Source organism: Aeromicrobium sp. HA, assembly GCF_027171405.1.
GTDB lineage: Bacteria > Actinomycetota > Actinomycetes > Propionibacteriales > Nocardioidaceae > Aeromicrobium > Aeromicrobium tamlense.
In genome coordinates this window covers 30,766-55,863 of record NZ_CP114372.1, presented here as the reverse complement: position 1 = coordinate 55,863, position 25,098 = coordinate 30,766, and the positions used below count along the sequence as shown (strand labels likewise).

25 protein-coding genes are annotated in these 25,098 nt (G+C 71.0%); 6 read left to right on the top strand and 19 right to left on the bottom strand.

What is annotated here, in order from left to right:
- Positions 1-4: 4 nt before the first annotated feature.
- Both O3S82_RS00220 and O3S82_RS00215 read right to left on the bottom strand, forming a co-directional pair.
- Positions 5-2,134 carry an acetate--CoA ligase family protein gene (locus tag O3S82_RS00220; protein ID WP_179427180.1) on the bottom strand — a complete coding sequence of 710 codons (2,130 nt, stop codon included), beginning with the start codon at positions 2,132-2,134 and terminating at the stop codon, positions 5-7.
- Complete coding sequence (locus tag O3S82_RS00215; RefSeq protein ID WP_269304592.1) at positions 2,131-3,303, bottom strand: acyl-CoA dehydrogenase family protein; 1,173 nt, start codon at positions 3,301-3,303, stop codon at positions 2,131-2,133. The genes O3S82_RS00220 and O3S82_RS00215 overlap by 4 nt, the downstream gene beginning before the upstream one ends.
- 139 nt (positions 3,304-3,442) lie before the next feature.
- Between O3S82_RS00215 and O3S82_RS00210 the strand changes: the two genes are divergently transcribed.
- The gene (locus O3S82_RS00210) at positions 3,443-4,057 is read left to right on the top strand and encodes a TetR/AcrR family transcriptional regulator (RefSeq protein WP_179427184.1); all 615 of its coding nucleotides are present in this window, start codon (positions 3,443-3,445) and stop codon (positions 4,055-4,057) included.
- 10 nt (positions 4,058-4,067) lie between these two features.
- Here the strand turns inward: O3S82_RS00210 and O3S82_RS00205 are convergent, their stop codons facing one another.
- The 10 genes from O3S82_RS00205 to O3S82_RS00160 are packed head-to-tail and all read right to left on the bottom strand — an operon-like array spanning position 4,068 to position 13,898.
- Positions 4,068-4,928, bottom strand: a complete 861-nt coding sequence (locus O3S82_RS00205; RefSeq protein WP_179427186.1) for a MaoC/PaaZ C-terminal domain-containing protein — start codon at positions 4,926-4,928, stop codon at positions 4,068-4,070.
- Positions 4,925-5,848: an SDR family oxidoreductase gene (locus O3S82_RS00200; protein WP_269304589.1), complete on the bottom strand. Its 924-nt coding sequence runs from the start codon at positions 5,846-5,848 to the stop codon at positions 4,925-4,927. Before O3S82_RS00200 ends, O3S82_RS00205 begins: the two co-directional genes overlap by 4 nt.
- Before the next feature lie 32 nt (positions 5,849-5,880).
- The gene (locus tag O3S82_RS00195; RefSeq protein WP_179427190.1) at positions 5,881-7,029 is read right to left on the bottom strand and encodes a thiolase C-terminal domain-containing protein; all 1,149 of its coding nucleotides are present in this window, start codon (positions 7,027-7,029) and stop codon (positions 5,881-5,883) included.
- On the bottom strand, positions 7,026-7,472 hold the full coding sequence (locus O3S82_RS00190) for a Zn-ribbon domain-containing OB-fold protein (protein WP_269304586.1): 447 nt from the start codon (positions 7,470-7,472) through the stop codon (positions 7,026-7,028). Before O3S82_RS00190 ends, O3S82_RS00195 begins: the two co-directional genes overlap by 4 nt.
- Positions 7,472-8,293: an MBL fold metallo-hydrolase gene (locus tag O3S82_RS00185; protein ID WP_179427194.1), complete on the bottom strand. Its 822-nt coding sequence runs from the start codon at positions 8,291-8,293 to the stop codon at positions 7,472-7,474. Before O3S82_RS00185 ends, O3S82_RS00190 begins: the two co-directional genes overlap by 1 nt.
- Position 8,294: 1 nt before the next feature.
- A complete protein-coding gene (locus tag O3S82_RS00180) occupies positions 8,295-9,932 on the bottom strand; it encodes an ABC transporter substrate-binding protein (protein WP_269304583.1) in 1,638 nt (545 codons plus the stop codon).
- 47 nt (positions 9,933-9,979) lie between these two features.
- Positions 9,980-10,897, bottom strand: coding sequence for an ABC transporter permease (locus tag O3S82_RS00175; RefSeq protein ID WP_269304581.1), 918 nt, complete (start codon positions 10,895-10,897; stop codon positions 9,980-9,982).
- A gap of 12 nt (positions 10,898-10,909) precedes the next feature.
- The gene (locus tag O3S82_RS00170) at positions 10,910-11,857 is read right to left on the bottom strand and encodes an ABC transporter permease (RefSeq protein WP_269304578.1); all 948 of its coding nucleotides are present in this window, start codon (positions 11,855-11,857) and stop codon (positions 10,910-10,912) included.
- Complete coding sequence (locus O3S82_RS00165; RefSeq protein ID WP_269304576.1) at positions 11,854-12,891, bottom strand: ABC transporter ATP-binding protein; 1,038 nt, start codon at positions 12,889-12,891, stop codon at positions 11,854-11,856. Before O3S82_RS00165 ends, O3S82_RS00170 begins: the two co-directional genes overlap by 4 nt.
- Positions 12,888-13,898: an ABC transporter ATP-binding protein gene (locus O3S82_RS00160; protein WP_179427204.1), complete on the bottom strand. Its 1,011-nt coding sequence runs from the start codon at positions 13,896-13,898 to the stop codon at positions 12,888-12,890. The genes O3S82_RS00165 and O3S82_RS00160 overlap by 4 nt, the downstream gene beginning before the upstream one ends.
- 235 nt (positions 13,899-14,133) lie before the next feature.
- Here O3S82_RS00160 and O3S82_RS00155 point away from each other — a divergent pair, with 235 nt between their 5' ends.
- Positions 14,134-15,561 (top strand): MFS transporter, encoded by a 1,428-nt coding sequence (locus tag O3S82_RS00155; RefSeq protein ID WP_269304574.1) that lies wholly within the window; start codon positions 14,134-14,136, stop codon positions 15,559-15,561.
- A 4-nt stretch (positions 15,562-15,565) separates the two neighbouring features.
- Here the strand turns inward: O3S82_RS00155 and O3S82_RS00150 are convergent, their stop codons facing one another.
- From O3S82_RS00150 to O3S82_RS00140, 3 genes are read right to left on the bottom strand one after another with little or no spacing between them, the layout of a single operon-like run.
- A complete protein-coding gene (locus O3S82_RS00150) occupies positions 15,566-15,931 on the bottom strand; it encodes a VOC family protein (RefSeq protein WP_269304572.1) in 366 nt (121 codons plus the stop codon).
- Positions 15,932-15,957: 26 nt separating this feature from the next.
- Positions 15,958-17,100, bottom strand: a complete 1,143-nt coding sequence (locus O3S82_RS00145) for an acyl-CoA dehydrogenase family protein (RefSeq protein WP_269304571.1) — start codon at positions 17,098-17,100, stop codon at positions 15,958-15,960.
- Positions 17,100-18,263, bottom strand: coding sequence for a CaiB/BaiF CoA transferase family protein (locus O3S82_RS00140; RefSeq protein ID WP_269304570.1), 1,164 nt, complete (start codon positions 18,261-18,263; stop codon positions 17,100-17,102). Before O3S82_RS00140 ends, O3S82_RS00145 begins: the two co-directional genes overlap by 1 nt.
- A gap of 145 nt (positions 18,264-18,408) precedes the next feature.
- Here O3S82_RS00140 and O3S82_RS00135 point away from each other — a divergent pair, with 145 nt between their 5' ends.
- Entirely contained in the window at positions 18,409-19,233 is an 825-nt protein-coding gene (locus O3S82_RS00135; protein ID WP_179427212.1) for an alpha/beta fold hydrolase, read from the top strand.
- 106 nt (positions 19,234-19,339) lie between these two features.
- Here the strand turns inward: O3S82_RS00135 and O3S82_RS00130 are convergent, their stop codons facing one another.
- From O3S82_RS00130 to O3S82_RS00120, 3 genes are read right to left on the bottom strand one after another with little or no spacing between them, the layout of a single operon-like run.
- Positions 19,340-20,062 carry an amino acid ABC transporter ATP-binding protein gene (locus tag O3S82_RS00130; RefSeq protein WP_179427214.1) on the bottom strand — a complete coding sequence of 241 codons (723 nt, stop codon included), beginning with the start codon at positions 20,060-20,062 and terminating at the stop codon, positions 19,340-19,342.
- Positions 20,062-20,928, bottom strand: coding sequence for an amino acid ABC transporter permease (locus O3S82_RS00125; RefSeq protein ID WP_269304568.1), 867 nt, complete (start codon positions 20,926-20,928; stop codon positions 20,062-20,064). Before O3S82_RS00125 ends, O3S82_RS00130 begins: the two co-directional genes overlap by 1 nt.
- Before the next feature lie 4 nt (positions 20,929-20,932).
- Complete coding sequence (locus O3S82_RS00120; protein ID WP_269304567.1) at positions 20,933-21,799, bottom strand: ABC transporter substrate-binding protein; 867 nt, start codon at positions 21,797-21,799, stop codon at positions 20,933-20,935.
- A gap of 95 nt (positions 21,800-21,894) precedes the next feature.
- Between O3S82_RS00120 and O3S82_RS00115 the strand changes: the two genes are divergently transcribed.
- Positions 21,895-22,434 (top strand): PadR family transcriptional regulator, encoded by a 540-nt coding sequence (locus O3S82_RS00115; RefSeq protein ID WP_179427218.1) that lies wholly within the window; start codon positions 21,895-21,897, stop codon positions 22,432-22,434.
- Here the strand turns inward: O3S82_RS00115 and O3S82_RS00110 are convergent.
- Entirely contained in the window at positions 22,403-22,630 is a 228-nt protein-coding gene (locus tag O3S82_RS00110; protein WP_218845954.1) for an SCO4848 family membrane protein, read from the bottom strand. The genes O3S82_RS00115 and O3S82_RS00110 overlap by 32 nt on opposite strands.
- A 33-nt stretch (positions 22,631-22,663) precedes the next feature.
- Here O3S82_RS00110 and O3S82_RS00105 point away from each other — a divergent pair, with 33 nt between their 5' ends.
- Positions 22,664-23,077: a nuclear transport factor 2 family protein gene (locus O3S82_RS00105; protein ID WP_179427222.1), complete on the top strand. Its 414-nt coding sequence runs from the start codon at positions 22,664-22,666 to the stop codon at positions 23,075-23,077.
- Entirely contained in the window at positions 23,074-25,095 is a 2,022-nt protein-coding gene (locus O3S82_RS00100) for an NADPH-dependent 2,4-dienoyl-CoA reductase (protein ID WP_269304563.1), read from the top strand. Before O3S82_RS00105 ends, O3S82_RS00100 begins: the two co-directional genes overlap by 4 nt.
- Positions 25,096-25,098 lie beyond the last annotated feature (3 nt).

The following is a 25,098-nucleotide window of genomic DNA, read 5'->3' as shown; positions in this document are numbered from 1 at the left end:
CCGGTCACTCCCCCGACCAGGTGACCAGCGCGTCGAGCGCCTCGATCCGGTCGGCCGAGGCGCGCAGCGGGTTCACCTCCAGCGCGACCAGCTCGTCGCCGAGGGCGTGCGCGACCGCGCCGATCCGCGTGATGACACGGGCCAGCTCGTCGAGGTCGACCGCCTCGGTCCCGCGCGCGCCCTGGAGCGCCTGAACGCCGCGCAGTGACCCGATCGCGCGACGGACCTCGTCCTGCGCGACCGGCAGCACCCGCAGGGCGCTCTCCCCGAGCAGCTCGACCCACACGCCGCCGAGGGCGACCGCCATCGTCAGTCCCCATGCCGGGTCGCGCACCACGCCGACCAGCAGCTCCGAGCCGCCGCTGCGGTGCGGCTGCACCAGCACCCGCGCCCCGTCGTGGCCGGCGGCCGCCACGGCCCCCAGCACCTCCTCGACGGCCTCGCGGACCTGGTCGGCGGACGCGAGCCCCAGCTTCACGCCGCCGATGTCGCTCTTGTGCTCGAGGCCGTCCACCGCGGCCTTGACCACCACGGGGTAGCCCATCGAGTCGGCCGCCGCGGCCGCCTCCTCGGGGGTCGCCGCCAGCTCGGACGGCACCATCGGCACGCCGTTCGCCGCCAGGAACGTGGCAGCGGGCTGCTCCGCCCACGAGCCGCGACGCTCCGGCAGCCCGTCCGGGAAGACCGGCTCCACGCGCGGCGGCTCCTGCTGACCCTCGCCGTGACGACGCACGACCTCGGACCAGCGCACCGCGTGACCGAGCGCGGTCAGGCCGTGCTCGATGCCGCCCGCGACCTGCGGGTACTGCGACCCGGCCTGGATCATCCGGCCCGTCTCGTTGATGTCCGTCAGGACGTTGCCCACCGGGATGATGGGCGTCGGCGACTCGCGGATCGTCTGTGCGTTGCGCGTGTACAGCTGCAGCGCGAGGTCGGGGTCGGCCGTCTGTCGGGGTAGGTCCTGGAGCATCATGACGAAGTCGATGCCCGGGTCGGCCGCCACGATCCGCAGCGCGTTGCCCATGAGCTCGCGGTCGAGCAGCACGTAGCCGGTGACGTCGAGCGGGTTGTTCGGCGTCGCGAACGACGGCAGCACCTCCGTGAGCTGCGCCATCGTCTCGGGCGTGAACTCGGCCAGGTCGAGGCCCTCGTCCTCCGCGCGGTCGGCGATGATCTCCGACGCGCCGCCCGAGGGCGTCACGACGCCCACCCGGCGACCCGGCAGCGGACCCGTCTCGGCCAGCAGCCCCGCCGTGATGATGAGGTCCTCCAGCGAGACGACGCGGATGACGCCGAGCTGCGCGAACGCCGCGTCGACCGTCTTGTCGTCGCCCACCAGGGCACCGGTGTGCGCCTGCGCGGTGCGCGAGGCCTTCACGCTGCGCCCGATCTTGAGCGCGACGATCGGCTTGCCCGCCGCCAGCGCCATCCGGGCGACCTCGGCGAACTCCTCGGGCCGGCGCACCGACTCGAGGAACAGCGCGATCGCCTTCGTCTTCGGGTCGTCCACCAGCCCGCGCACCACGTCCGTGACGGACATGATCGTCTCGTTGCCCATCGCCACGAGCAGCGAGATGCCGATGTTGCGCGACTGCGCGAACGACAGCACGCTGCTGGCCAGCGCGCCACTCTGCAGCACCACGCCGACCGAGCCGGCGATGAGCGGCTGCGGGATCGGCAGGCCGTACGGCGTGATGCCGTCGGCCGCGTTGATGAAGCCGTTGCCGTTCGGCCCGAGGATCGTCACGTCCAGCTCGGTTGCGAGGTCGAGCAGCTCCTGCTCGCGCACCGCACCCTCGCCGCCCACCTCGCCGTAGCCCGCGGTGAGGACCACGTAGTGCCGCGTGCCCCGCTGCGCCCCGAGCCGGATCACGTCCGGCACGACGTCGATCGGCGTCATGACGTAGACGAGGTCGACCTGGCCGGGGATGTCCGCCAGCGACGCGTACGCCTTGGTCCCGTGGACCTCCGGGGACTTCGGGTTCACCAGGTACACGTCACCGGTGAACCCGTTGACCTGCAGGTTGGCGAACGTGGCGACCGACCAGCCCGACTTGTCGGTGGCGCCCACGAGGGCGACCGACTTCGGGCGGAAGAACGCCAGCGGATCGATGCGCGAGCCGGGATCGGTCATGACAGCGAGGCCCCCACCTTGACGTGACCGCGCAGCAGGTTGCGCGCGATCGTGCGCTTCTGGATCTCGTCGGTGCCCTCGAAGATGCGCAACAGGCGCAGCTCGCGGTACCAGCGCTCGAGCGGCAGCTCCTTCGTGTAGCCCATGCCGCCGTGGATCTGCAGCACGCGGTCGACCACGCGGTTCGCCATGTTCGTGCCGTAGAGCTTCGCGACCGAGGAGGCGTGGCGCGCGTCGCGGCCCTGCTCGACCTCCCACGCGGCGTGCAGCGTGAGCCAGCGCGCGGCGTCGAGCTCGACCGCGCTGTCGGCGATGTGCCACTGGATCGCCTGGTACTCCGCGATCGGCTTGCCCATCGAGATGCGGCTGTTCGCGTGCTCGACGGCCATCTCGATCATGCGCTCGGCGGCACCGAGGGCGCCGGCGGGAATCATGTAGCGGCCCTGGCCGATCCACTGCATCGCGAGGTCGAAGCCGTGGCCCTCCTCGCCGAGGATGTTGCGGTGCGGCACGCGGACGTCCTGGAAGCTGAGCGAGGCCGGACCCCACTCGCCCATCGTCGGGATCGGGGTGGACTCCCAGCCCATGGCCCGGTCGACGAGGAAGCACGTGACGCCGCCGTTGGCGCCCAGCTCGGGGTTCGTCACCGCGAAGACCATGACGAAGTCGGCCTCGTTGCCGTTCGTGATGAAGATCTTCTCGCCGTTGATGATCCACTCGTCGCCGTCGCGCACCGCGCGGGTGCGGATGCTGCGGGCGTCGGAGCCGGCACCCGGCTCGGTGATGGCGAAGCAGCTGCGCCGGTCGCCCTCGATGGTCGGCAGCAGGAACTCCTCCTGCTGCTCGCGGGTTCCCGCGTAGAGGATGTTGTCGGCCGAGCCGCCGAAGCGGAACGGGACGAAGGTGCGACCCGCCTCGCCGGCGATGATCGCCGACATCACCGGGCCCACCGCCATGCCGCCGTACTCCTCCGGGGTGTTGATGCCCCAGTAGCCGTGCTTGCGCGCCTTGGCCTGCAGATCGCGGAGGGTCTCGCGGTCGATGCCCGGCCGCCCCTCGCGCTCGTTCAGCAGGACCTGGCTCTCCAGCGGCATGACCTCCTTGGTGATGAACTGACGCACCGCACTGCGCACCGCGCGCTGTTCCTCGCTGAGCTCGAAGTCGATCATCATCTCTCCTCTGAGAATGTGTTTCTAGAATCGTCCTCTAGAATTGTGTTTAGCATCACGTACGGATGGTGTGCCGTCAAGGGGCGAAAAGGTCCTATGCTGTGTCAGCACCGCAGGCCGAGATCACGAGGAGCCGTCCATGTCCGCCACGGAAGCGCCCCGCCCCCCAGGGCGCCGATGGGCGAAGACGGAGGAGACCCGTCGCCAGGTCCTCGACGCCGCCGCCGAGGTGTTCATCGAGCAGGGCTACACGCGCGCCGGCATCTCCGACGTCGTCGACCGGGCCGGCTCCAGCGTCGGCAGCGTCTACCACCACTTCGGCGGGAAGGCCGAGCTCTACTTCGCCCTCTGGGACGAGTACGTCGGCCGTCTCGCGCGGGCCGCCGCCGACGCGGTCGCCAAGGTGCGCGCCTCGGGCGACGCCGACCCGCTGGTGCAGTTCGAGGCGGGCATGCTGGCCTACCTCGAGGCCGGCTGGCGCGACCGGCGCCTCTACCCCGTCTTCTACTCCGGGGACGCGCCGCCGGAGTTCGAGACCCAGCGGCGCGATCGCAGCCAGGAGTGGATCCGGCGCAACGTGATGATCCTCGGCCTGGGCAACACCGTGGAGGACCGGCTGACGGTCGCCGCGCTCACCAGCGTGGTGGGCGAGGCCGCCCGCGTCGCCGTCGGCTGCGGGACGGCCGCCCAGGCCAAGCGCGTGGCACGGCACGCCGTCGTGCTGGTCCGGCGGCTCTACCCCGACGCCGACTGACGCGCGGGCCTCAGTCCAGCGCGAACCGGGCCCGGCCACGGTCGATCACCACCGTGCCGTCGGCCCGGCGCACGCGGAACGCCACGTCGCCGGTGTCCACGTCCCACAGCTCGACGCTGAGGTCGTCGCCGGGCAGCACGGGCGCGGAGAACCGCCCCGCCATCGAGCGCATCGCGTCGCCGTCGCCCTTCGCCACGGCCGACACCAGCACCCGCGCGGTGATCCCGTAGGTCGCCAGGCCGTGCAGGATCGGTCGCTCGAAGCCGCCACGCGCCGCGAACGAGGGGTCGCTGTGCAGCGGGTTGCGGTCGCCGCTGAGCCGGTAGAGCAGGGCCTGCCCCGGCCACGACCCGGTCGCCACGACCTGGTCGGGCTCGCGGTCGGGCACCGGTGCGAGACCGGGCTCGGCCGCGGTGCCGCCGAAGCCGCCCTCGCCGCGGATGAAGACGCCCGACCGCGCGGTCACGAGCGGCTCGCCCGTGTCCGCCAGCACGGCCTCGGCCTGCGACCGCACGAGCGCGCCACTGCGCTTGTCCTCGATCCCCGTCACCATCGAGGTGATCGAGACGGTCCCCGAGGGCGGCAGCGGCCGGTGCAGCTCGAGCTGCTGCTCGGCGTGCACCAGCATCGCCGGGTCGAAGTCGCCGAGCTTGCGCCCGCGGGCGCCCCACGTGAGCATCACGCCGTACGACGGCAGCACCTTCTGACCGTCGCCGCCGGGCTCACCGTGCTCGGTCGTGTACGCCAGGTCCTCCAGCGGGTTGTCGTGGCCGGCTCCCACGCCCAGGGCGTAGAGCAGCGCGTCGGTGCTGGTCCAGGACTTCTCCACCGGCTCGGACAGGACGCCGACGATGTCGTGGTTCAGGCTCATCGGGTCGCCTCCTGGGGAACCTTGCCGTTCATGACCGCGTTGGGCCGGGCCTGCGCGAGCAGGTCGGGCAGGATCCCGTCGAGGTCCTCCACCGTGAGCCGCCGCTCCTCCTCCACGCCGGGGCCGGCGATCCAGCCCTCGGCCACGCTGACGTGGCCGCCGCGGATGTTGAAGACCCGTCCGGTCACGTCGGCGGCCGCCGGGCTGGCGAGCCAGGCCACGAGCGGCGAGACGTTCTCGGGTGCCCCGGGGTCGAACTGGCCCTCGGGGATCTCGGGCCGGTCGGTCCGCAGGCCCTCGGTCATGCGCGTCAGCGCGGCGGGCGCGATCGCGTTGACGGTGATGCCGTAGCGGGCCAGCTCGCGCGAGGCGATGATCGTCAACGAGGCGATCCCCGCCTTCGCGGCGCCGTAGTTGCCCTGGCCGGGGTTGCCGTAGATGCCGGACGAGGACGTCGTGTTGATGATGCGCCCGTCGATCTGCTCCCCCGCCTTGGACAGCTCGCGCCAGTGCTTGGCCACCGCGCTCATCGGCGCGAACGTGCCGCGCAGGTGCACCTTGATGACGGCGTCCCACTCCTCGATGGTCATGTTGACGAGCGTCCGGTCGCGCAGGATGCCCGCGTTGTTGACCAGGACGTCGACCCTGCCGAAGGCGTCGAGCGTGGCGGCCAGGAGGCGCTGGGCGCCCTCCGGCTCACTGATGTCGTCGCCGTTGACGAGCGCGAGTCCGCCACGGGCACGCACCTCCTCCGCCACCTGCTCGGCGGGGCCGGGCTCGTGACCCGTCCCGTCCAATGAGGCGCCGAGGTCGTTCACGACGACCGCCGCCCCCCGGTCGGCGAACTCGAGGGCGTGGGCACGCCCGAGCCCGCGCCCCGCTCCCGTGACGATGACGACCTGACGATCTCCTGCAGACATGCGTTCTCCTCTGGTGGTGGGTCGGTGGGCGGTCAGCCGCGGGTGAGGACGAGGGTCGCGGCGCTCATGAACATGCCGCCGTTGCCGAGCACGAGGCTCGTCTCGACGTCGTCGACCTGCGCCTCGGCCTGGCCGCGCAGCTGGCGCACGGACTCCTGGATCGCGAACATCCCGTACATGCCCGTGTGGGTGTAGGACAGCCCGCCGCCGTTCGTGTTCATCGGCAGCGAGCCGCCCGGGGAGGTGTTCCCCTCGGCGACGAAGGCCCCGGACTCGCCGCGGCCGACGAAGCCCATGTCCTCGAGTCCGTACAGCGGCACGTGGGCGAAGGCGTCGTAGATCATCAGGTGGTCGATGTCGGACGGGCCCATGCCCGCCTCGCGGAACGCGGCCTGGCTCGACAGCGTGAACTGCCGGCACGTGCTCATGTCCTCCATCTGCGACACCATCGGCGTCGTCGCGGCCTCGCCCGTGCCGGCCACGTTGACCAGCGGGAGGTCGCTGCCGTGGGCCTCGGCGAACTCGCGCGAGGTCACCACCAGCGCGCCGCCGCCGTCGGTGACCAGGCAGCACATCAGCAGCGTGAACGGCCAGGCGACCATGCGGGCGCCGAGCACCTCGTCCACCGTGACCTCGTCGCGGTACATCGCGCGGCTGTTGCGCGACGACCAGCGCCGCTGCGCCACCGCGACCTCGGCGAGGTGCTCCAGCGTGTTGCCGGTCTCCTGCAGGAACCGCAGCGCCGGGATCGTGAACGTGGTGGGCGGGCCCAGGACGCCGTAGGGCATCTCGAACTGCGCCATCGACGAGTCGGGCTGGCGCGCCCACGGGGCGGCGCCGACGCGCGACCGACCGGACTCGCCGTGCGTGATGAGGACGGCGGTCGCGTGACCGGCCCGGATGGCCGCGACGGCGTGCCGCACGTGGAAGAGGAAGGACGAGCCGCCCACCGACGTGCCGTCGACGTAGGTCGGCGTGATGCCGAGCGCGTGGGCCACCGCGACGGGGCCCGGCCCGCCGGTGGAGACCGTGGCGATGCCGTCGATCTGGTGCAGGCCCAGGCCGGCGTCCGCGAGGGCACGCCGCGCCGACTGCACGTGCAGCTCCAGGGTGGAGGTCTCGGGCAGCCGCCCGACCTCCTCGGTCTCGGCGGCGCCGAGGATGACGACGTCGTCCCTCATCGCACGACCTCCGACTCCGACGGCTCGAAGACCGGGATCGCGAGATCGCCGCGCTGCTCGAACGTCACCTGCAGCGGCAGGTCGAGGGGGAGGAACTGCGGCTCCGGCGGGACGCCGACGATGTTCGTCATCATCCGCGGGCCCTCCTCGAGCTCGACGACGGCGATCACGGTGGGCGGCTCGAAGCCCGGGGCCGGTCGCTGCGAGATGACGTAGGAGTATAGGGACGCCCGGCCCGAGCAGGTGATCCACTCCAGCGCCTCTCCCCCGCACCGGGGGCACGACGAGCGCGGGTAGAAGAACGGGCGGTCGCAGTCGGTGCACGACTGGATCCGCAGCTCGCCGGCCGCGGTGCCGTCCCAGAACGGCCGGGTCTCCGGCGAGGCCTTCGGGACGAAGCGGTCGGCGACGTCCGCTCGTGGCTTGGTGTCGGTGATGGGCATCAGCGAGGTGCCTTTCTGGTGGAGGGGCCGACGTCGGCCCGCGAGTCGTCGAGGTAGTGCAGGATCGCCTCGACCGACGCCTGGGCGGCGCGCAGTCGCAGCGAGTTCAGGTGGGGGTGGATCGCGCGGGCGATCTCGGCCGGGCCGCGTCCGGCGGCGGCATGGGCCGCCACCTGGTCGACCCGGCGCAGCCGGTCGCTCACGCGGTCCTCCAGGTACTGGCGCGGCTCGCGCACCACCGGACCGTGACCGGGCAGGAACACCCAGTCGTCGTCGACCACGTCGGCCAGGCGCCGCATCGACGACAGGATGTCGACGATCGTGCCGTCCGGGTGGCTGATGAACGGGTTCACCCGCGCCAGCACCGTGTCGCCGGTGAGGACGAGCCGGTGGTCCGGCAGGACCAGGCTCACCCCGTCGGCGGTGTGGCCCGGCGTCCGGATGGCCCAGGCCTCGCTGGCGCCGAGGTCGAACCGCGTCCCCTCGGCGATCACACCCCGCTGGACCCGCGGCCGGATCGGCGCGGACCAGCGCTTCGCGAGGGGCGCGGCTGCCTGCGAGTGGTCGCCGTGGTGGTGGCTGAGCACGACCTCGCGCAGCCGGCTGCCGCTCGCGTGCACGACCTCGTCGATCGCCTCGAGGTGCTCCGGGTCGTCCGGCCCCGGGTCCACCACGATGGCGTCCCCGCCACCGGTGAGCACCCAGGTGTTCGTGCCCTCGAAGGTCCACTCGTTCGCGTTCGGCGCGAGCACCAGGTGGATCCCCGGCGCCACCTCGAGGGGCTCGCCCGGCCGTGGTGCGGTGCCATCGACATCCCACATGTCAGTCCTGCTTCAGCCAGATGTTCTCGTACTCGCGGGCCGAGTAGTCCGGGTGCGGGTTCCACGAGCGCACGCGGGGCGAGAGCAGGGTCTGACCGTCGTAGACGTACAGCGGCAGGGGCGTCAGGACGTTCTCGAGGATGTACCGGTCGATCTCCTGGAGCGCCTTCTCGCGCTCGCCCGTGTCGGTGATCGCGCGCTGCGCCTCGATCTTGGCGTCCAGCTCGGGATCGTTCACGTTCGACCAGTTGCGGCTGCCCTTCGAGTGGTACTCGGTGGTGAGGTACTCGTCGGCGGTGAGCATCGGCGTCTGCAGTCCGTAGGCGATGTCGTACTTGCCGTTGGGCCACGTGTCACCGGCGTAGGTGGCGTAGTCCTGGACGTCCAGCTTGACCTTGACGCCGATCTTGGCGAGGTCCTCCTGGACCCACTGCGCCTCGCGCACGATCGTCTCGCCGTAGCCGGTCGTGACGACCATCGTGGCCTCGAAGCCGTCGGGGAAGCCGGCGTCGGCGAGCTGCTTCTTCGCCTCGTCGGGGTCGTACGGGACGAGCTTCTCGACCTCCTCGGTCGGCAGCGCGCCGAAGATCGTCGGGGTGATCGGGCCGGTGACCGTGCCGCCGGCGCGGATGCTGTCGATCATGCCCTGCTTGTCGATCGCCATGGCCACGGCGCGACGCACCTCGACCTGGTCGAACGGCTTCGACTCGGCGTTCATGTAGACGCGGGTCTGCGTCGTGCCGGCCTCCTGGCTCTTCTGCAGTCCCTCGACCTGGCTGAGCAGCTGGTCGACCTGGCGCTTCTCGGTGGAGAGCGTCGTCATCATGTCGATCTTGTTGCTGCGCAGCGCGGCGATCTGCGCCTGCGCGTCGGGCATGATCGTGGTCGTGTAGCCGTCGAGGTACGGCTGGTTCTCCACGAAGTAGTCGGGGTTCTTGACGTAGACGCGCTCCTGGTCGCGCTTCCACGACTCGAGCATGAACGGCCCGGTGCCGATGGCCTCGGTGGCCGGGTCGAAGCCGCCGTCCTTCGCCTCGCAGGGCAGGATCGCCAGGAACGGGTTGGCGAGCGTCTCGTCGAACGCCGAGAAGCCGGACTTGAGCGTGAACACCACGGTCTGGTCGTCGGGCGCCTCGATCGAGTCGACGTTGCCGATCAGGCCCAGCGCGTGGCCCTGGATGTCCTTCATCCTGTCGAACGTGCACAGCACGTCCTTCGAGGTGAACGCCCGGCCCGACACCGGGGGCTTGTCGTGCCAGACGACCCCGTCACGGAGCGTGATGGTCCAGGTGCGGTTGTCCTCGCTGGTGTCCCACGACTCGGCGAGGTCGCCCTCGACCTCGTTCGTGCCGTACTCGACGTCCTCGCCGGTCTTGAACGCCAGCAGCCGGCTGTAGACCGCACCGATCGCGGAGTGCACCGAGTACGCCGGCTCCTTCTGCAGGTCCAGCGACGGCGCGTCGGCCGTGCCGGCGATGTGGAACGTGCCGCCCGGCTGGGGCGGGCCGTCGTCCGTGACGAGCGCGCCCTCGGCGGAGGACTCGGACGAGCCGCCGCCGCTGCCGAAGCAGGCGGACGACACGGCCGCCGTCGCGACGAGGATCGCGGCGAGCTTCGCCGGTCTGCGGGTGGTGGTCATGGTGTCTCCTTGGGTCGCGGCACGGGGTGATCGGCGGGAACGGGTGGTCATCGACGTTGCTTGGGGTCGAGGAAGTCGCGCAGCGCGTCGCCCAGCAGGTTGAACGCGAGCACGGAGACGGACAGGGCCAGGCCAGGGAACAGCGCCATCCACGGCGCGATCTCCAGCTGGCGCGAGGCCTCGCTGAGCATCCGGCCCCAGGACGGGGTCGGCGGAGGCGTGCCGATGCCCAGGAAGCTCAGGGCCGACTCGGCGATCAGGACGATCGCGAACAGCAGGCTGGTCACGACGAACAGCGGGGCCATGAGGTTCGGCAGGCCGTACTTCACCAGGATCCGCTTGGTGCTGCACCCGACCGCGCGGGCCGCCTCGACGTAGGTCTCCTCGCGGATGCGCAGCATCTCGCCGCGTGCCACGCGGTTGAAGGCGGGGATCACGAGCAGCGCCAGCGCGAGGATCGTGTTGCGGATGCTCGGGCCGAGCAGGGCGGCCACGAACAGCAGCAGGACGATCGACGGGACCGCCATGAGCGAGTCCATGATCCGCTGGATCACGGTGTCGACCCACGTGCCGCCGAAGTAGCCCGACACGATGCCCAGCACCAGGCCGGCGATGCCGCCGATGGCGAGGGTCGCGACCGAGATGAGCAGCGAGGTCCGGGCGCCGTAGAGGACCCGGCTGAGCACGTCGCGCCCGAGGTCGTCGGTGCCCATCAGGTGGTCGGCGTTCGGCGGCACCATGATCGCCGCGCGGTTCTGCGCCAGCGGGTCGTACGGCGAGATCAGCGGCGCGAGGATCGCGAGCGCCACGAACACGAGGATGATCGCGGCCGCGACGGCGCCGAAGGGCTGTTCGCGCAGGTAGCGCCACATCCCGCGGCGCCGGCGGGCGCCACGCGACAGGATCGGTGGGGGCAGCGCTCCCGTGGCGGCGGCGGACGCGAGACGGGGTTCGGTGGTCGTCATGACGAGGGCCTCTCAGTACCGGATCCGCGGGTCGACGACCGCGTAGAGGATGTCGACGAGCAGGTTGACGAGGATGAACAGGCCGCCGTAGACGATCACGCAGCCCAGGACGACGGGGTAGTCGCGGTTCTGCACCGCGTCGAAGATCAGCGAGCCCATGCCGGGGATGCTGAAGATCGACTCGAGGATCACGGTGCCGCCGAGGATCGCGCCGACCTGCAGGCCGAGCAGCGAGAACACGGGGATGAGGCTGTTGCGACCCGCGTGCTTGGCCAGCACGGTGAACTCCGAGGCGCCGCGCGAGCGGACCGTCCGGATGAAGTTCGAGCCGAGGACCTCGAGCATCGAGGAGCGCAGCATGCGGGCCACGCCGGCCATCGACCCCACCGCGAGCGCCAGCGCCGGCAGGGCGAGGTGCGTGAGGTTCTGGGCCAGGTTCTCCCCCGGCCCGACGTAGACCAGCGGTGGCGACCACCCGAACCACTGCGCGAGGTAGGTGATGAGCAGCAGCGCCAGCCAGAAGTTCGGGATCGACATGCCCACGACCGCCAGGACGCGCAGGATCTGGTCGGTCAGGGAGTTCGGCTTCAGCGCCGAGATCACGCCCAGGGGGATGCCCAGGGCGAGGCCGAGGAACAGGGCCAGCAGGCCCAGCTCGAGCGTCGCGGGCAGCCGCTCGGCGATGTGGTCCACGACCGGGCGCCCGTCCTGGAACGAGGTGCCGAAGTCCAGCCGCATCGCGTCGGTCATGAAGGTGAAGAACTGCGAGACCAGCGGCTCGTCGAGACCGAGCTCGGCGGAGCGCTGGGCGACCTGCTCCTCCGTCGCGCCGGGTGCGTCCGCCAGCTGGAGGCGGACGACGTCACCCGGGATGAGCCGCAGCGTGAGGAATGTGAACGTGGCGACGAGCCCCAGGACGAGGAGTCCGTAGCCCACGCGACGGCCGGCGAAGGCGATCATGCGTCGACGACCTTCCGCTCGTCCACGAGGTGGCAGGCGACCTCGCGCTGCCCCAGCTGGAGCAGCTGCGGCTCGTCGTGGTCGCACGGCTCGAACCGGCGCGGGCACCTCGTGTGGAAGTGGCAGCCCGACGGCGGGCGGCTCGGACTCGGGATCTCGCCGGCGAGTGGCGAGCGCAGGTGACCGCGGTTCTCCAGCGACGGCACCGCCTCGACCAGTGCCGCCGTGTACGGGTGCTGCGGCGCGTTCATGAGGTCGTCGGTCGGGCCGGACTCGACGACCTTGCCGAGGTACATCACGCAGATCCGGTCGGACATGTAGCGCACCACGTTGAGGTCGTGCGCGATGAAGAGGTAGCTCAGCCCGAGCTCGCGCTGGACCTCGCGCAACAGGTTGAGGATCTGCGCCTGCACCGACACGTCGAGCGCGGACACCGCCTCGTCGCACACGATGAGGTCGGGGTCGGTGGTGAGCGCCCGGGCGACGCCGATGCGCTGGGCCTGACCGCCGGAGAACTGGTGCGGGAACCGCTCGAGCGCCCGCGACGGCAGGCCGACGAGGTCGAGCAGCTCGAGACAGCGCCGGTGCCGCGACTCCGGGGTGCCGATCCCGTGGACCACCATCGGCTCGGTCAGCACCTCCTCGATCGTCATGCGCGGGCTGAACGAGCTGACGGGGTCCTGGAAGACCAGCTGCATGCGGCGGCGGAGTCGGGCGAGGTCGCGGCGGCCCAGCCTCGAGACGTCGCTGCCGTCGAACGAGACCCGGCCGGAGGTCGGCTCCAGCAGGCTCAGCGCGAGCCGGCCGAGGGTCGACTTGCCCGAGCCGGACTCGCCCACGAGGCCCACGGTCTCGCCGCGGCCCACCGAGAGGCTCACGCCGTCGACGGCGCGCACCGGAGGCTGGCGCTTGCGGCCGGGGAAGTGCTTCACCACGTCGCTCAGCTCGAGGATCGGACCGGTCGACGGCGTCACCTCCGGCACGACGCTGACGGGCGACTCGGTCACCGGCGCGACCGGCGTCCCGGCGCTCATCGCGCCACTCCCGCCGCGAGGGCCGGCTCGTCGGCCTCGGCCACCCGCCAGCACCGGGCGTTGCGCCCGTCGATCTCGAGCAGCTGCTGCGGCTCGTCGCACCGGCCGGCCTCCGACAGCGGGCACCGGGTCGAGAAGCGGCACCCGGTGGGCATCGCCTCGAGCGACGGCACCACGCCGGGAATGGCAGGCATCGGCTCGTCGCGCGGCGTGTCGGGTCGGGGGATCGCTCGCAGCAGGGCCTGCGTGTAGGGGTGCTTCGGGTCGGTGAGGATCTCCTCCACCGTCCCGGTCTCCACGACCTCGCCGGCGTAGAACACCGCGACCCGGTCGGCCATCTCGGCGACCACGCCCATGTCGTGGGTGATCAGCATGAGGGCGACGCCAGTCTGCTGCTGCAGGTCGCGGATGAGCCGCAGCACCTGCGCCTCGACGGTCACGTCGAGCGCCGTCGTCGGCTCGTCGGCGATGAGCAGCCGGGGCGAGCACGCCAGGGCGCCGGCGATCATCACGCGCTGGCGCTGGCCGCCCGAGAGCTGGTGGGGGTAGGCGTCGACCTTCGACTCCGGATCGGGGATGCCCACCTCGGAGAGCAGCTCCACCGCGCGGCGCCGGGCCTGCTTCTTCGACATCCTCTGGTGCATCCGCAGCGCCTCGGACAGCTGGTTGCCGACCGAGAACAGCGGGTCCAGGGCCGTCATCGGGTCCTGGAAGACGATCGAGACCTCGTTGCCGCGCAGCTGGCGCAGCCGCTTCTTCGACGCGTGGGTGATGTCCTCGCCGTCCCAGCGCACCGTGCCGCCGCTGATCCGCCCGTTGCCGAGCAGTCCGAGCATCGCGAGCGCGGTCACGCTCTTGCCCGATCCGGACTCGCCCACGACGGCGACGGTCTCCCCGGCCCGGATGTCGAGGCTCACGCCACTGATCGCCTCGACCTGCCGGCCGCCGGTGCTGAACTCCACGTGCAGGTCGTCCACCCGGACGAGCCGCTCACCTGAGGTGGTCACAATTCCGTACCCCAATCTAGAATCTCACTCTAGGATGGCTTGATCATCCAGTGCGGGCACGAATGTGTCAAGGGTCACATCCCGCGCCGCGCGACCTACTCGGCATGTGACTCGGAGTGACACCACGGACAGGTGGTGCAAAGAACGTGATTTTAGAATATGGTTCTATTCGGGAGGTGCCGTGAGGAGCCAACGACCACGTGCCGGCGCCGCTGCCTGGTCCACGCTCTGCGTCGTGTGCCTGGTCAGCATGCTGATCGGTCTCAACTCGAGCACCGTCAACGTCGCGCTGCCCGCCCTGACGCGGCACTTCGACGCGACCCAGCTGCAGGCCAGCTGGCTGATCCTGGGCTACATGGTCGCCAGCACGGCGTGCCTGCTGCTGTTCGGACGGATCAGCGACATCGTCGACCAGCGGCGCTTCTACCTCGGCGCGCTCGCGCTCTACACCATCTGCAGCCTCGCGTGCGGCTTCGCGCCCACCGTCGACTGGCTGATCTGGCTGCGGATCGTGGCCGCGCTGGGCGGCGCGATCCTGCTGGGCAACGGCGCCACCTTGATCCACGCGATCTTCCCGCGTGACTCCCTCGGCAGCGCCATGGGCCTGTACGCCGCGTCGTTCCCGATCGCGAGCCTCATCGGCCCGATCGCCGCCGGCATGATCCTCGAGGTCACCGACTGGCGGTGGGTGTTCTGGATGAACGTCCCGATCGGCCTGGTCGCCTTCACCACGGGCTGGTTCCTGCTGCGGCGCAAGGACGAGCGCGAGGAGAAGACCTCGCTCGACCTGCCCGGGAACGTGCTCGTGATCGCCGTCATCACGCTCACGACCGTGGGCATCTCGCTCGTCACCGAGTTCACGTGGAGCAGCCCGTGGGTCTGGGGCAGCCTGCTGCTCGCCCTCGCGCTGCTGCCCGCCCTGGCGTTCGCCGAGCGCCGCAGCCGCCACCCCGTCATCGACGTCGAGACACTGCGCACCCACGGCATCGGCCTGCTCCTGCTGGCGGGGTTCTTCCTGAGCGCGGGCCGGTTCCCGGCCATCGTCCTGATGAGCCTCTACCTGCAGGGCCCGCTGGGCTTCCGGCCCAGCGAGACGGCCCTGCTCCTGCTGCCGATGCCGATCGGCAGCATCCTCGGATCGCTGTGCGTGGGGCGGCTGTCCCGGCGGTGGCGATCGCGGCAGATCTCCTCGTTCGGCGCGATCGTCGGCCAGCTCGGCGTGTTCGCCCTGGCCGGGGGCGTGTTCACGCAGAACACGTGGGTGCTGGGTGTCGGGCTCGTCCTCATGGGCATGGGCACGGGCCTGTTCATCGGCTCGAACGCGACCTCGCTGCTCGAGGCGACGCCCGAGTCCAGCCTCGGCGTCGTGAACGGCATGCGGCTCGCGGTGCAGAACACCGGCAACGTGCTGAGCCTCGCGGTGGCCCTGACGCTCATGACGATCGGCCTCAGCCCGGCGCTGAGCGACGCGGTGCTGCAGGCGTCGATCCCCGGCGATCCGCCCGCCGAGGTCATCGCGGGCTTCGGCTACGCCCTCCTGCTGCTGTGCATCCTCGGGCTCATCGGCATGACGCTCTCCATCGTCGCGGCGCTGAAGCCGTCGCCGGAGATCCTCCAGGAGCACGACGCGGTGGCCCTGCAGGGCGCCGCCGAGCCCACTTGAACCGTCAGTCCGCCTCGATCCCGAGGTGCACGACGAAGCCGCCGGGGTCGCGCACCTGCGCGACGCGCTCGCCCCACGGCATCGGCGCCGGCTCGGCGATGCTCGTCGCGCCCGCCTCGAGGGCCGCCCGGTAGGCGTCGTCGAGGTCGTCGACGTAGAGCCACAGCGCCATCCCGATCGGCTCGGTCCCCAGGTCGTCGTCGACGGCGATGCCGATCGACGAGCCGCCCAGCGCGAGCGCGACGTAGACGTCGCGACCGCCGGCGTCGAACGCGTAGGTGCGCTCCGCGCCGAAGGCGTCGCGGTAGAACGACTCGAGCCTCGGCAGGTCTCGCGTCGCCAGGATCGGGAAGCCGCCCGTCACCCCCATGGGGGCAGCCTACGAAGGGCGTGGGGTCAGATGCCCAGCGAGCGCCCGACGATCTCCTTCATGATCTCGGTGGTGCCGCCGTAGATCGTCTGGATGCGCGTGTCGCGGTACGCCTTGCTGATCGGGTACTCGCTCATGTAGCCGTAGCCGCCGTGCAGCTGCAGGCACGAGTCGACGGTCCTCTTCTGCAGCTCGGTGGTCCACCACTTGCCGGCCGCGGCGTCGTCGATCGAGAGCTTGCCCTCGTTGAGCGCCTCGACGCTGCGGTCGACGAAGACCTGGGCGATGCGCTGCTCGGTCTCGAGCTCGGCCAGCACGAACCGGGTGTTCTGGAACGAGCCGATCGGCTTGCCGAACGCCTTGCGGCTCTTCACGTACTCCAGCGTCATGTCGATGACCTGGCGGCACGCGGCCGCCGCGACGACCGAGATCGTGAGGCGCTCCTGCGGCAGCTTCTCCATGAGGTAGACGAAGCCGCGGCCCTCCTCGCCCAGCAGGTTCTCCACCGGCACGCGGACGTTGTCGAAGAAGAGCTCGGCGGTGTCCTGCGCCTTGAGGCCCAGCTTGTCGAGGTTGCGGCCGCGCTCGAAGCCCTCCATGCCGCGCTCGAGCACGATCAGCGACACGCCCATCGCGCCCGCGTCGGGATCGGTCTTGCACGCCACGATGACGAAGTCGGCGTTGATGCCGTTCGTGATGAAGGTCTTCGCGCCGTTGACGACGTAGTGGTCGCCCTCGCGCACGGCCGTGGTGCGGATGCCCTGGAGGTCGGACCCGGTGCCGGGCTCGGTCATGGCGATCGCGGTGATCATCTCGCCCGACACGAACTTCGGGAACCAGCGCTGCCTCTGCTCCTCGTTCGTGTAGCTGAGCAGGTAGCCCGAGACGAGGTCGGTGTGCAGCGCGAAGCCGACGCCGCTCGCGCCGACGCGGGTGAGCTCCTCCTGCAGCACGACGTTGTAGCGGAAGTCCGAGACCCCGCCGCCGCCGAACTCCTCGGGCATCATGAAGCCGAGCAGGCCCAGCTCGCCGGCCTTCGTCCAGACCTCGCGCGGCACGATGCCCTCGCGCTCCCACTCCTCGTGGTGGGGCACGACCTCCTTCTCCAGGAAGGTGCGCACGGTGTCGCGGAACGACTCGTGCTCGGGCTCGAACAGGGTGCGCTCCATCAGTTCTCCTCGTTCTCGACGGCGACCTTGTTCTCGATCAGGTCGTCCACGTCCTCGATGCCCCACGCGGTCAGCGCCTCGCGGGTGCTGGCGCCCGGCCGGTCGGGCGCCTGGTGGATGCCGGTGCCGGTGGCCGAGAAGCGGGGGGCGGGTGCGGGCTGGGTGACGCCGTACTCCTCGACGTACGTGCCCCGCGCGACGTGGTGGGGGTGCTCGTACGCCTCCTCGAGGGGCACGACGGGGGCGACGCAGGCGTCGGTGCCGGCGAAGAGCGCCGTCCACTCCTCCTGCGTCCGGCTGAGGAACCAGGTGCGCAGCGTCTCGCGCAGCTCGGCCCAGTTCTTGGGGTCGTTCCGGTCGGGCAGGTCGCCCAGGCCGACCGAGGCGAACACCTCCTGCATGGCGTACCAGAACTGCGGCTCGAGGCCGCCGACGCTCATCCAGTAGCCGTCCGAGGTCTCGTAGACGTCGTAGAACGGGGCTCCGGTGTCGAGCAGGTTCGTGCCGCGGCGGGGGCTCCACGCGCCGGACTGCTGCATGCTCACGGTCATCGCCATGAGGTGCGCGACGCCGTCGGTGATCGCGGCGTCGACGACCTGCCCCTCACCCGTGCCACGGGCGTGGGTGAGCGCGGCGAGCACGCCGGTGACGAGGTACATCGACCCGCCCGCGAAGTCGCCCAGGAGGTTGAGCGGCACCTGGGGCGGACCGCCGGCGCGGCCGATCGGGTCGAGGCCTCCGGCGACGGCGATGTAGTTGACGTCGTGGCCGGCGGAGGAGGCCAGCGGGCCGGTCTGGCCCCAGCCCGTCATCCGGCCGTAGACCAGGCGCGGGTTCCGCTCCAGCGCGACCTCGGGGCCGAGCCCGAGACGCTCCATGACGCCGGGACGGAAGCCCTCGAGGAGGATGTCGGCGCGCTCGACCAGCTGGAGCACGAGCTCGACGCCCTCCGAGGTCTTGAGGTCGACGGCGGCGCTGGGCCGGTTGCGGCCCAGGATGTCGCGCTCGGGAGGCGCGACCTGCAGGGCGTTGCCGCCCGGACGGTCGATGCGGATGACGTCGGCGCCGAGGTCGGCGAGCAGCATCGCCGCGAACGGCCCGGGCCCGATCCCGACCATCTCGACGACGCGCACACCACTCAGGGGTCCTGTGCTCTGGGTCACGCCGTGATTCTGACACCAACGCTGTCACAGTGGCAACCGACTCCCGTGTGGCCCGGTTCACAGCGCGCGCGAACTGTGCGATGCTGCATGCGACATCGTGAGTGTCACATCGGTCGTGCCGGTGTGCGATCCCCCGAGGAGTCCCATGAAGTGCGAGCTGGCGTACACGCGACGCGGGCAGGGCGAGCCGCTCGTCCTCCTGCACGGCATCGGCCACCGGCGGGCCGCGTTCGACCCGGTGATCGACGAGCTGGCGCAGCACTACGACGTCATCGCGGTCGACCTGCCGGGCCTGGGCGACTCCCCCGCCCTGCCCGCCGGCACCGGCTACAGCGCCGAGAACGTCGTCTCGGTGCTCGCCGAGAACTTCGAGCGCTGGGGCGTGGACCGGCCGCACGTCGCGGGCAACTCACTCGGTGGCCTGATCTCGATCGCGCTCGCCCAGCACGGGCAGGTGCGCTCGGCCACCGGCCTGTCGCCGGCCGGCTACTTCCGGCCGTGGAGCCTGCTGCAGGCCACGCTGACGCTGCTGCCGCTCAAGCTCGGCTCGTACCTGCCGAAGCCGGTGCTGCGCCTCGCGGCGAGCGTTGCTATCGGACGCTTCCTCATCGGCTTCGTGCTCTACCGCCACCCGGGCCGGTACTCCGCCGAGCGCGTCTACGGCGACGCGCTGGCGATGAGGAGCGGCAAGGGCTTCTGGCGCTACTTCCTCCGGTGCGTCCCGCTGGGGTTCACCTCGCCCGCGGCGTTCCGCGGCTCGGCGAAGGTCCCGATCACGATCGCCTGGGGCGACCACGACCTCATCCTGCACCAGTCCCAGGCCAAGCTGGCCGCCAAGCGGATGCGAGGCGCCGAGTTCGTGACCCTCAAGGACTGCGGCCACGTCCCCATGGGCGACTCCCCCGAGCAGGTCGTGGCGGCCATCCGCCACACCACCGCCCGCGCCGCCGCGAGCGCCCCCGCCGCCTGACTCACGCCTCCGGCGCGCGAGATCTGTAGCGGTATCCACCGTTCTTCCGGTGGATCCGCCGAAAAGGCGTGGACAGCGCTACACATCTGGCGCCCCGGAGGGGCGGTCAGCGGTGACGGGCGAGGAAGGCCGCGGTCCGCGGGTCCTGCGGCGCGGTGAAGAGCTGCTCGGGCGGCCCGGCCTCCACGATGCGGCCCTCGGCGAGGAACACGATCCGGTCGGCGCACTCGCGGGCGAAGTCCATCTCGTGGGTGGCCATGACGATGGTGCGGCCCTCGTCCTTGAGCTGGCGGATGACGTCGAGCACCTCGGCCACGAGCAGCGGGTCGAGCGCCGACGTCACCTCGTCGAGGAGCAGCAGCTCGGGGTCCATCGCGACCGCGCGCACCAGCGCGACCCGCTGCTGCTGACCGCCGGACAGCGAGTCCGGGTAGGACCCCGCCTTCGCCTCCAGCCCCACGCGGGCCAGCAGCTCGTGGGCACGGCGCACGGCCTCGGCCTTCGAGACGCCCTTGACCCGGCGCGGCCCGAGCGTGAGGTTCTGCAGCACGCTCAGGTGCGGGAACAGGTTGAAGGCCTGGAACACCATCGCGATCCGGGCGCGGGTGGCGTTCTCGTCGATGGCCGGATCGGTCAGCTCGAGGTCGCCCAGGAAGATGTCGCCGTCGTCGGTCTGCTCGAGCAGGTCGATGCAGCGCAGCAGCGTGGACTTGCCCGAACCGGACGCGCCGATGAGGCAGACGACCTCACCCGGCTCGACGGTCAGGTCGATGCCGTCGAGGACGACGTGGTCGCCGAACGACTTGCGGACTCCTGCGACGCGCAGCATCAGCTGCCTCCCTGCCGGCGCATGGAGCGGATCGTGAGCCAGTCGGTGAACCGCGCCAGCGGGATCGTCACGACGATGAAGAACAGGGCGGCCACGCACAGCGAGGTCACGTTGAAGGTGCTGGCCTGGTAGACCGAGGCCGCGCGCAGCGCCTCGACGAGACCGATCGTGGACACCAGCGCGGTGTCCTTCTGCAAGGACACGAAGTCGTTCATCAGCGGCGGGGTCACGTTGCGGACGGCCTGCGGCAGGATCACGCGGGTCAGGGTCTGGCCGTAGCCGAGGCCGAGGGCGCGCCCGGCGGCCCACTGGGTGGGGTGCACCGAGAGGATGCCGGCGCGGATGACCTCGGCGACGTAGGCGCCGTAGCTCAGGGTCAGCGCGATGACGCCCAGCCAGAACAGGCTCGTGGGCACGCCCGCCAGGCCCAGCGCCGGGAAGCCGAAGCCGACGAGCATCACGACGAGGATGGTGGGGATGCCGCGGAACACGTCGGTGTACGCGGCGGCGAGGATCTTGAACGGCGCCATCGCGGGCGACGGGATGACGCGGACCACCGCGACCAGCAGCGCCAGCGGCAGCACGAGGGCCTCGACCGTGAGGAACAGCCGCACGTTGAGCCAGAAGGCGTCCCAGATCGCGGGGAAGGACTCGCGGGCGTGGTACCCGCTGAAGAAGGTCTCGCGGACGCGCGGCCAGCCGGGCGCCGACGTGATCACCCAGGCCAGCAGGCCGAGGACGACGAGGCTCGAGACGGTTCCCACCGCCGCGCGGCGCAGCGTGCGACGACGCCGGAAGGCGTTGCGCTGCTGCTGCCGCGCGGACAGCGGGGGTGGGCCGAGGGGCCCGGGGTCGGCGTGGGTCACCGGGTCACTTCAGGACGGGGACGTCCTGCGACTCGGCCAGCCACTCCTGCTCGAGGTCGGCGAGCGTGCCGTCCTCGGTCAGGGCCGTGACGGCCTCGTCGACACAGGAGGTCAGCTCGCTGCCCTTCTCCAGCAGGAGGCCGAACTGCTCGGGCTCGCCGCCGTCGAAGTCGAACTGACCCGCGATCGTCGCGTCCTCGAGCTCGGCGGCGACGAGGTAGAAGGCGCTGGGCAGGTCGGCCACGATGCCGTCGACCTGGCCGTTGGCCAGCGCGAGCGCGGCCTTGGTGGTGTCGTCGTAGACCAGCGGGGCGTCCTGCGTCTCGAGCGACTCGATCGCCTTGAGCGACGTGGTGCCGATCTGTGCGCCCAGGCTCGCGGTGCGGAAGTCGTCGAGGCTCTTGGCGTCGGCGAACTTCGAGTCCGAGCGCACGATGATCGCCTGCGCGGCCGAGTAGTACGGCTTGCTGAAGTCGACGGCCTGCTGGCGGTCCTTCGTGATCGAGATCTGGTTGATGTCGAAGTCGAAGGCCTTCTTGCCGGGCTGGTACGAGGTGTTGAAGGGCACCTTGGTCCACGCGACCTGGTCGCGCTCGAAGCCCATCTGCTCGGCCACGGCGTAGGCGACGGCGGACTCGAAGCCCTTGCCGTTGCTGGGGTCGTTGTCGACGAACCACGGCTCGAAGGCGGGGTCGTCGGTGGCGATCGTGAGGGTGCCGGACTTGACGAGCGGCAGCTGGTCGACCGCGCAGTCGGCGGTCGCGCCGGCGGTGGAGTCCGAGGACGCGTCGTCGGAGTCGTCGGCCGGGCCGCAGGCGGCCGCGACGGAGAGGAGGAGCGCCAAGGGGACGGCGAGCAGGGAACGCTTCATGGTGCCCATCGTAATGTGCGTGAGACCCGGTCTTGCCCAGCGGACTCTTATGAACCTCGTTGCATATGGGCGTTGGGCGCCCTAGGCTCCCGCCCATGGCCCTGGACCACGCGATCCTCGTGTCGCTCACCGAGCGCGCCGCGAGCGGCTACGACCTCGCCCGGCGCTTCGACGCGTCCATCGGCTTCTTCTGGCCCGCCAGCCACCAGCAGATCTACAAGGTGCTGGCGCGGATGCAGGAGGCCGGCTGGGTCGAGGGCACGCTCCAGGAGCAGGACGGCCGGCCCGACAAGCGCACCTACGCGATCACCGCCGCCGGCGAGGCCGAGCTCGACCGCTGGGCCGCCGAGCGCAGCGGTCGCGAAGCCCTCCGCAGCGACTTCGCCGTCAAGCTGCGCGCCTTCCGCGACCCCGAGGCGATCCTGGCCGACACCCGCGACCGCCGCGCCGCCCACGTGGAGCGGCTCGCCGAGTACGAGGCGAGCGAGGCCCGCTTCTACCCCGACCCCTCCGCCCTCGAGGGCGCCGACCTCGGCTCGTGGCTCGCGCTGCGCGGCGGCATCGTCGGCGAGCACCAGGGCATCGCGTGGTGCGACGAGATCCTCACTGCCCTCGAAGGGCGCGAATCCCGATGACCAGCACGATCACGCCGAGCGTCATCGCCGTGCCGATCAGCACGAGGTGCACCCAGAAGAACGACGTCGGCTCCTGCCACCTCGCCCCGCCCCACGCACGGTCGTCGTCGACGATCGCCTTGAAGAACCGGGGCCAGATGACGACGTTGAAGACGCCGGCCGCGATGAGCAGCCAGGACGCGAGCTTTCCGATCACCACCCCATCCTCCCAACCGAAGGGAAACCGCCCATGAAGGCCTTCCGCGAGCTCGTCGAGAGCAGCATCGAGTCCGGCTCACTGGCCGGCGTCGAGGACCTGCTGGCCGACGACGTCGTCTTCCGCAGCCCTGTCGCGCACAAGCCGTACCCCGGCAAGGCGATCACCACGGCGATCCTGAACGGGGTCGCGCGGGTCTTCGAGGACCTCCACTACGTCAGCTCCATCGAGGAGGGCAACCGCAGCGCCCTCGTCTTCGAGACGCGGATCGGCGACACCACCATCAACGGGTGTGACTTCATCACGACGAACGACGAGGGCCTCATCACCGAGTTCACCGTGATGGTCCGCCCGATGAAGGGCGCCACCGCCCTCATGGAGGCGATGGCCGCGCAGTTCCCGCAGATCGAGGCCGACGCGATCGCGTTCACGGAGCGGCAGCGGTGAGTGAGTTCCCGCACCTGCTGAGCCCGCTCGACCTGGGCTTCACCACGCTGCGCAACCGCGTGGTCATGGGCTCGATGCACACGGGCCTGGAGGACCACGCGAAGGACATCCCGAAGCTCGCGGCCTACTTCGCCGAGCGCGCCAAGGGCGGCGTCGCGCTGTCGGTCACGGGCGGCTTCGCGCCCAGCTGGCGAGGCTGGCTGCTGCCGTTCGGCTCGGAGATGTCGCGCAAGCGCCATGCCGACAAGCACCGGCTCGTCACCGACTCGGTGCACGAGCACGGCGGCAAGATCGCGCTGCAGGTCCTGCACGCCGGGCGCTACGGCTACTCCCCCTTCAAGAAGGGCGTGTCGTCGGTGAAGTCGCCGATCACGCCATTCAAGGTCTCGCCGATGTCGACACGCGAGGTCGACCGCACCGTCAGCGACTTCGCTCGGACGGCGGCGCTGGCCCAGCGCGCCGGCTACGACGGCGTCGAGATCATGGGCTCCGAGGGCTACCTCATCAACCAGTTCCTCACCGCGCGCACGAACGACCGCACCGACGCGTGGGGCGGTTCGGCCGCGAAGCGCATGCGCTTCCCGATCGAGATCGTGCGCCGCACGCGCGAGCTCGTCGGCGAGGACTTCATCGTGCAGTACCGCATCAGCCTGCTCGACCTCGTCGACCAGGCGCAGACGTGGGAGGAGACCGTCGAGCTCGCGCAGGCGCTGGAGGCCGAGGGCGTCACGATCTTCAACACCGGCATCGGCTGGCACGAGGCGCGCATCCCCACGATCGTCACGAGCGTCCCGCGCGGCGCCTTCACGTGGGTCACGGCGAAGCTGCGGGCCGAGGTGGGCGTGCCCGTCGTGGCGTCCAACCGGATCAACACCCCCGAGCAGGCCGAGGCGATCCTGGCCGCCGGCGAGGCCGACCTCATCTCGATGGCGCGGCCGCTGCTCGCCGACGCCGACTTCGTCAACAAGGCCGCCGAGGGCCGCTCCGACGAGATCATCACGTGCATCGCCTGCAACCAGGCCTGCCTGGACCACACGTTCAAGAACCAGCGCGCGAGCTGCATGCTCAACCCGCGCGCCGGCCACGAGACCGAGCTCGTGCTGCTCCCGACGCGCAGCGCCAAGCGCGTGGCGGTCGTCGGCGCGGGTCCGGCCGGGCTCGCCGCCGCGGTCGAGCTCGCGGGTCGCGGTCACGAGGTCGAGCTGTTCGAGGCGCTGCCCGAGATCGGCGGCCAGTTCCGGCTCGCGATGCAGATCCCCGGCAAGGAGGACTTCGCCGAGACCGTCCGCTACTACTCGGTGATGCTCGAGCGCCGCGGCGTGACGGTGCACCTGGGCCGATGGGCGTCCGTCGAGGACCTCAGCGGCTTCGACGAGATCGTCCTCGCCACCGGTGTCGACCCGCGCGTTCCCGAGATCCCGGGCGTCGACCACCCCTCGGTGGTGACGTACCAGCAGCTGATCCGCGAGCAGGTCGTCGCGGGCGAGCGCGTGGCGGTCCTCGGCGCCGGAGGCATCGGCTACGACGTGTCGGAGTTCCTGCTGCACGAGCCCGGCGAGTCGCTCGAGCACTGGATGGGCCGCTGGGGCGTCACCGATCCCGCCCTCGAGCGCGGCGGCCTGGCCACGAAGACGGCGGCCCCGCCGCGGCGCGCCGTCACCCTGCTGCAGCGCAAGAGCAGCACGTTCGGCAAGGACCTGGGCAAGACGACCGGCTGGGTGCACCGCACGACGCTGAAGGACTCCGGCGTCGAGTTCGTCGGCGGCGTCCGGTACGACCGGATCGACGACGCGGGCCTCCACGTGACGATCGGCGCCGACGGGGACTCCCCCGCGTCGCGCGTCATCCCCGCCGACACGATCGTGCTGTGCACCGGGCAGGAGTCCGTGCGCGACCTCGTCGAGCCCCTCGAGGCCGCCGGCGTCACCGTCCACGTCATCGGCGGCGCCGACGTCGCCGCCGAGCTCGACGCCAAGCGGGCCATCAAGCAGGCCACCGAGCTGGCGGCCCGGGTCTGACGG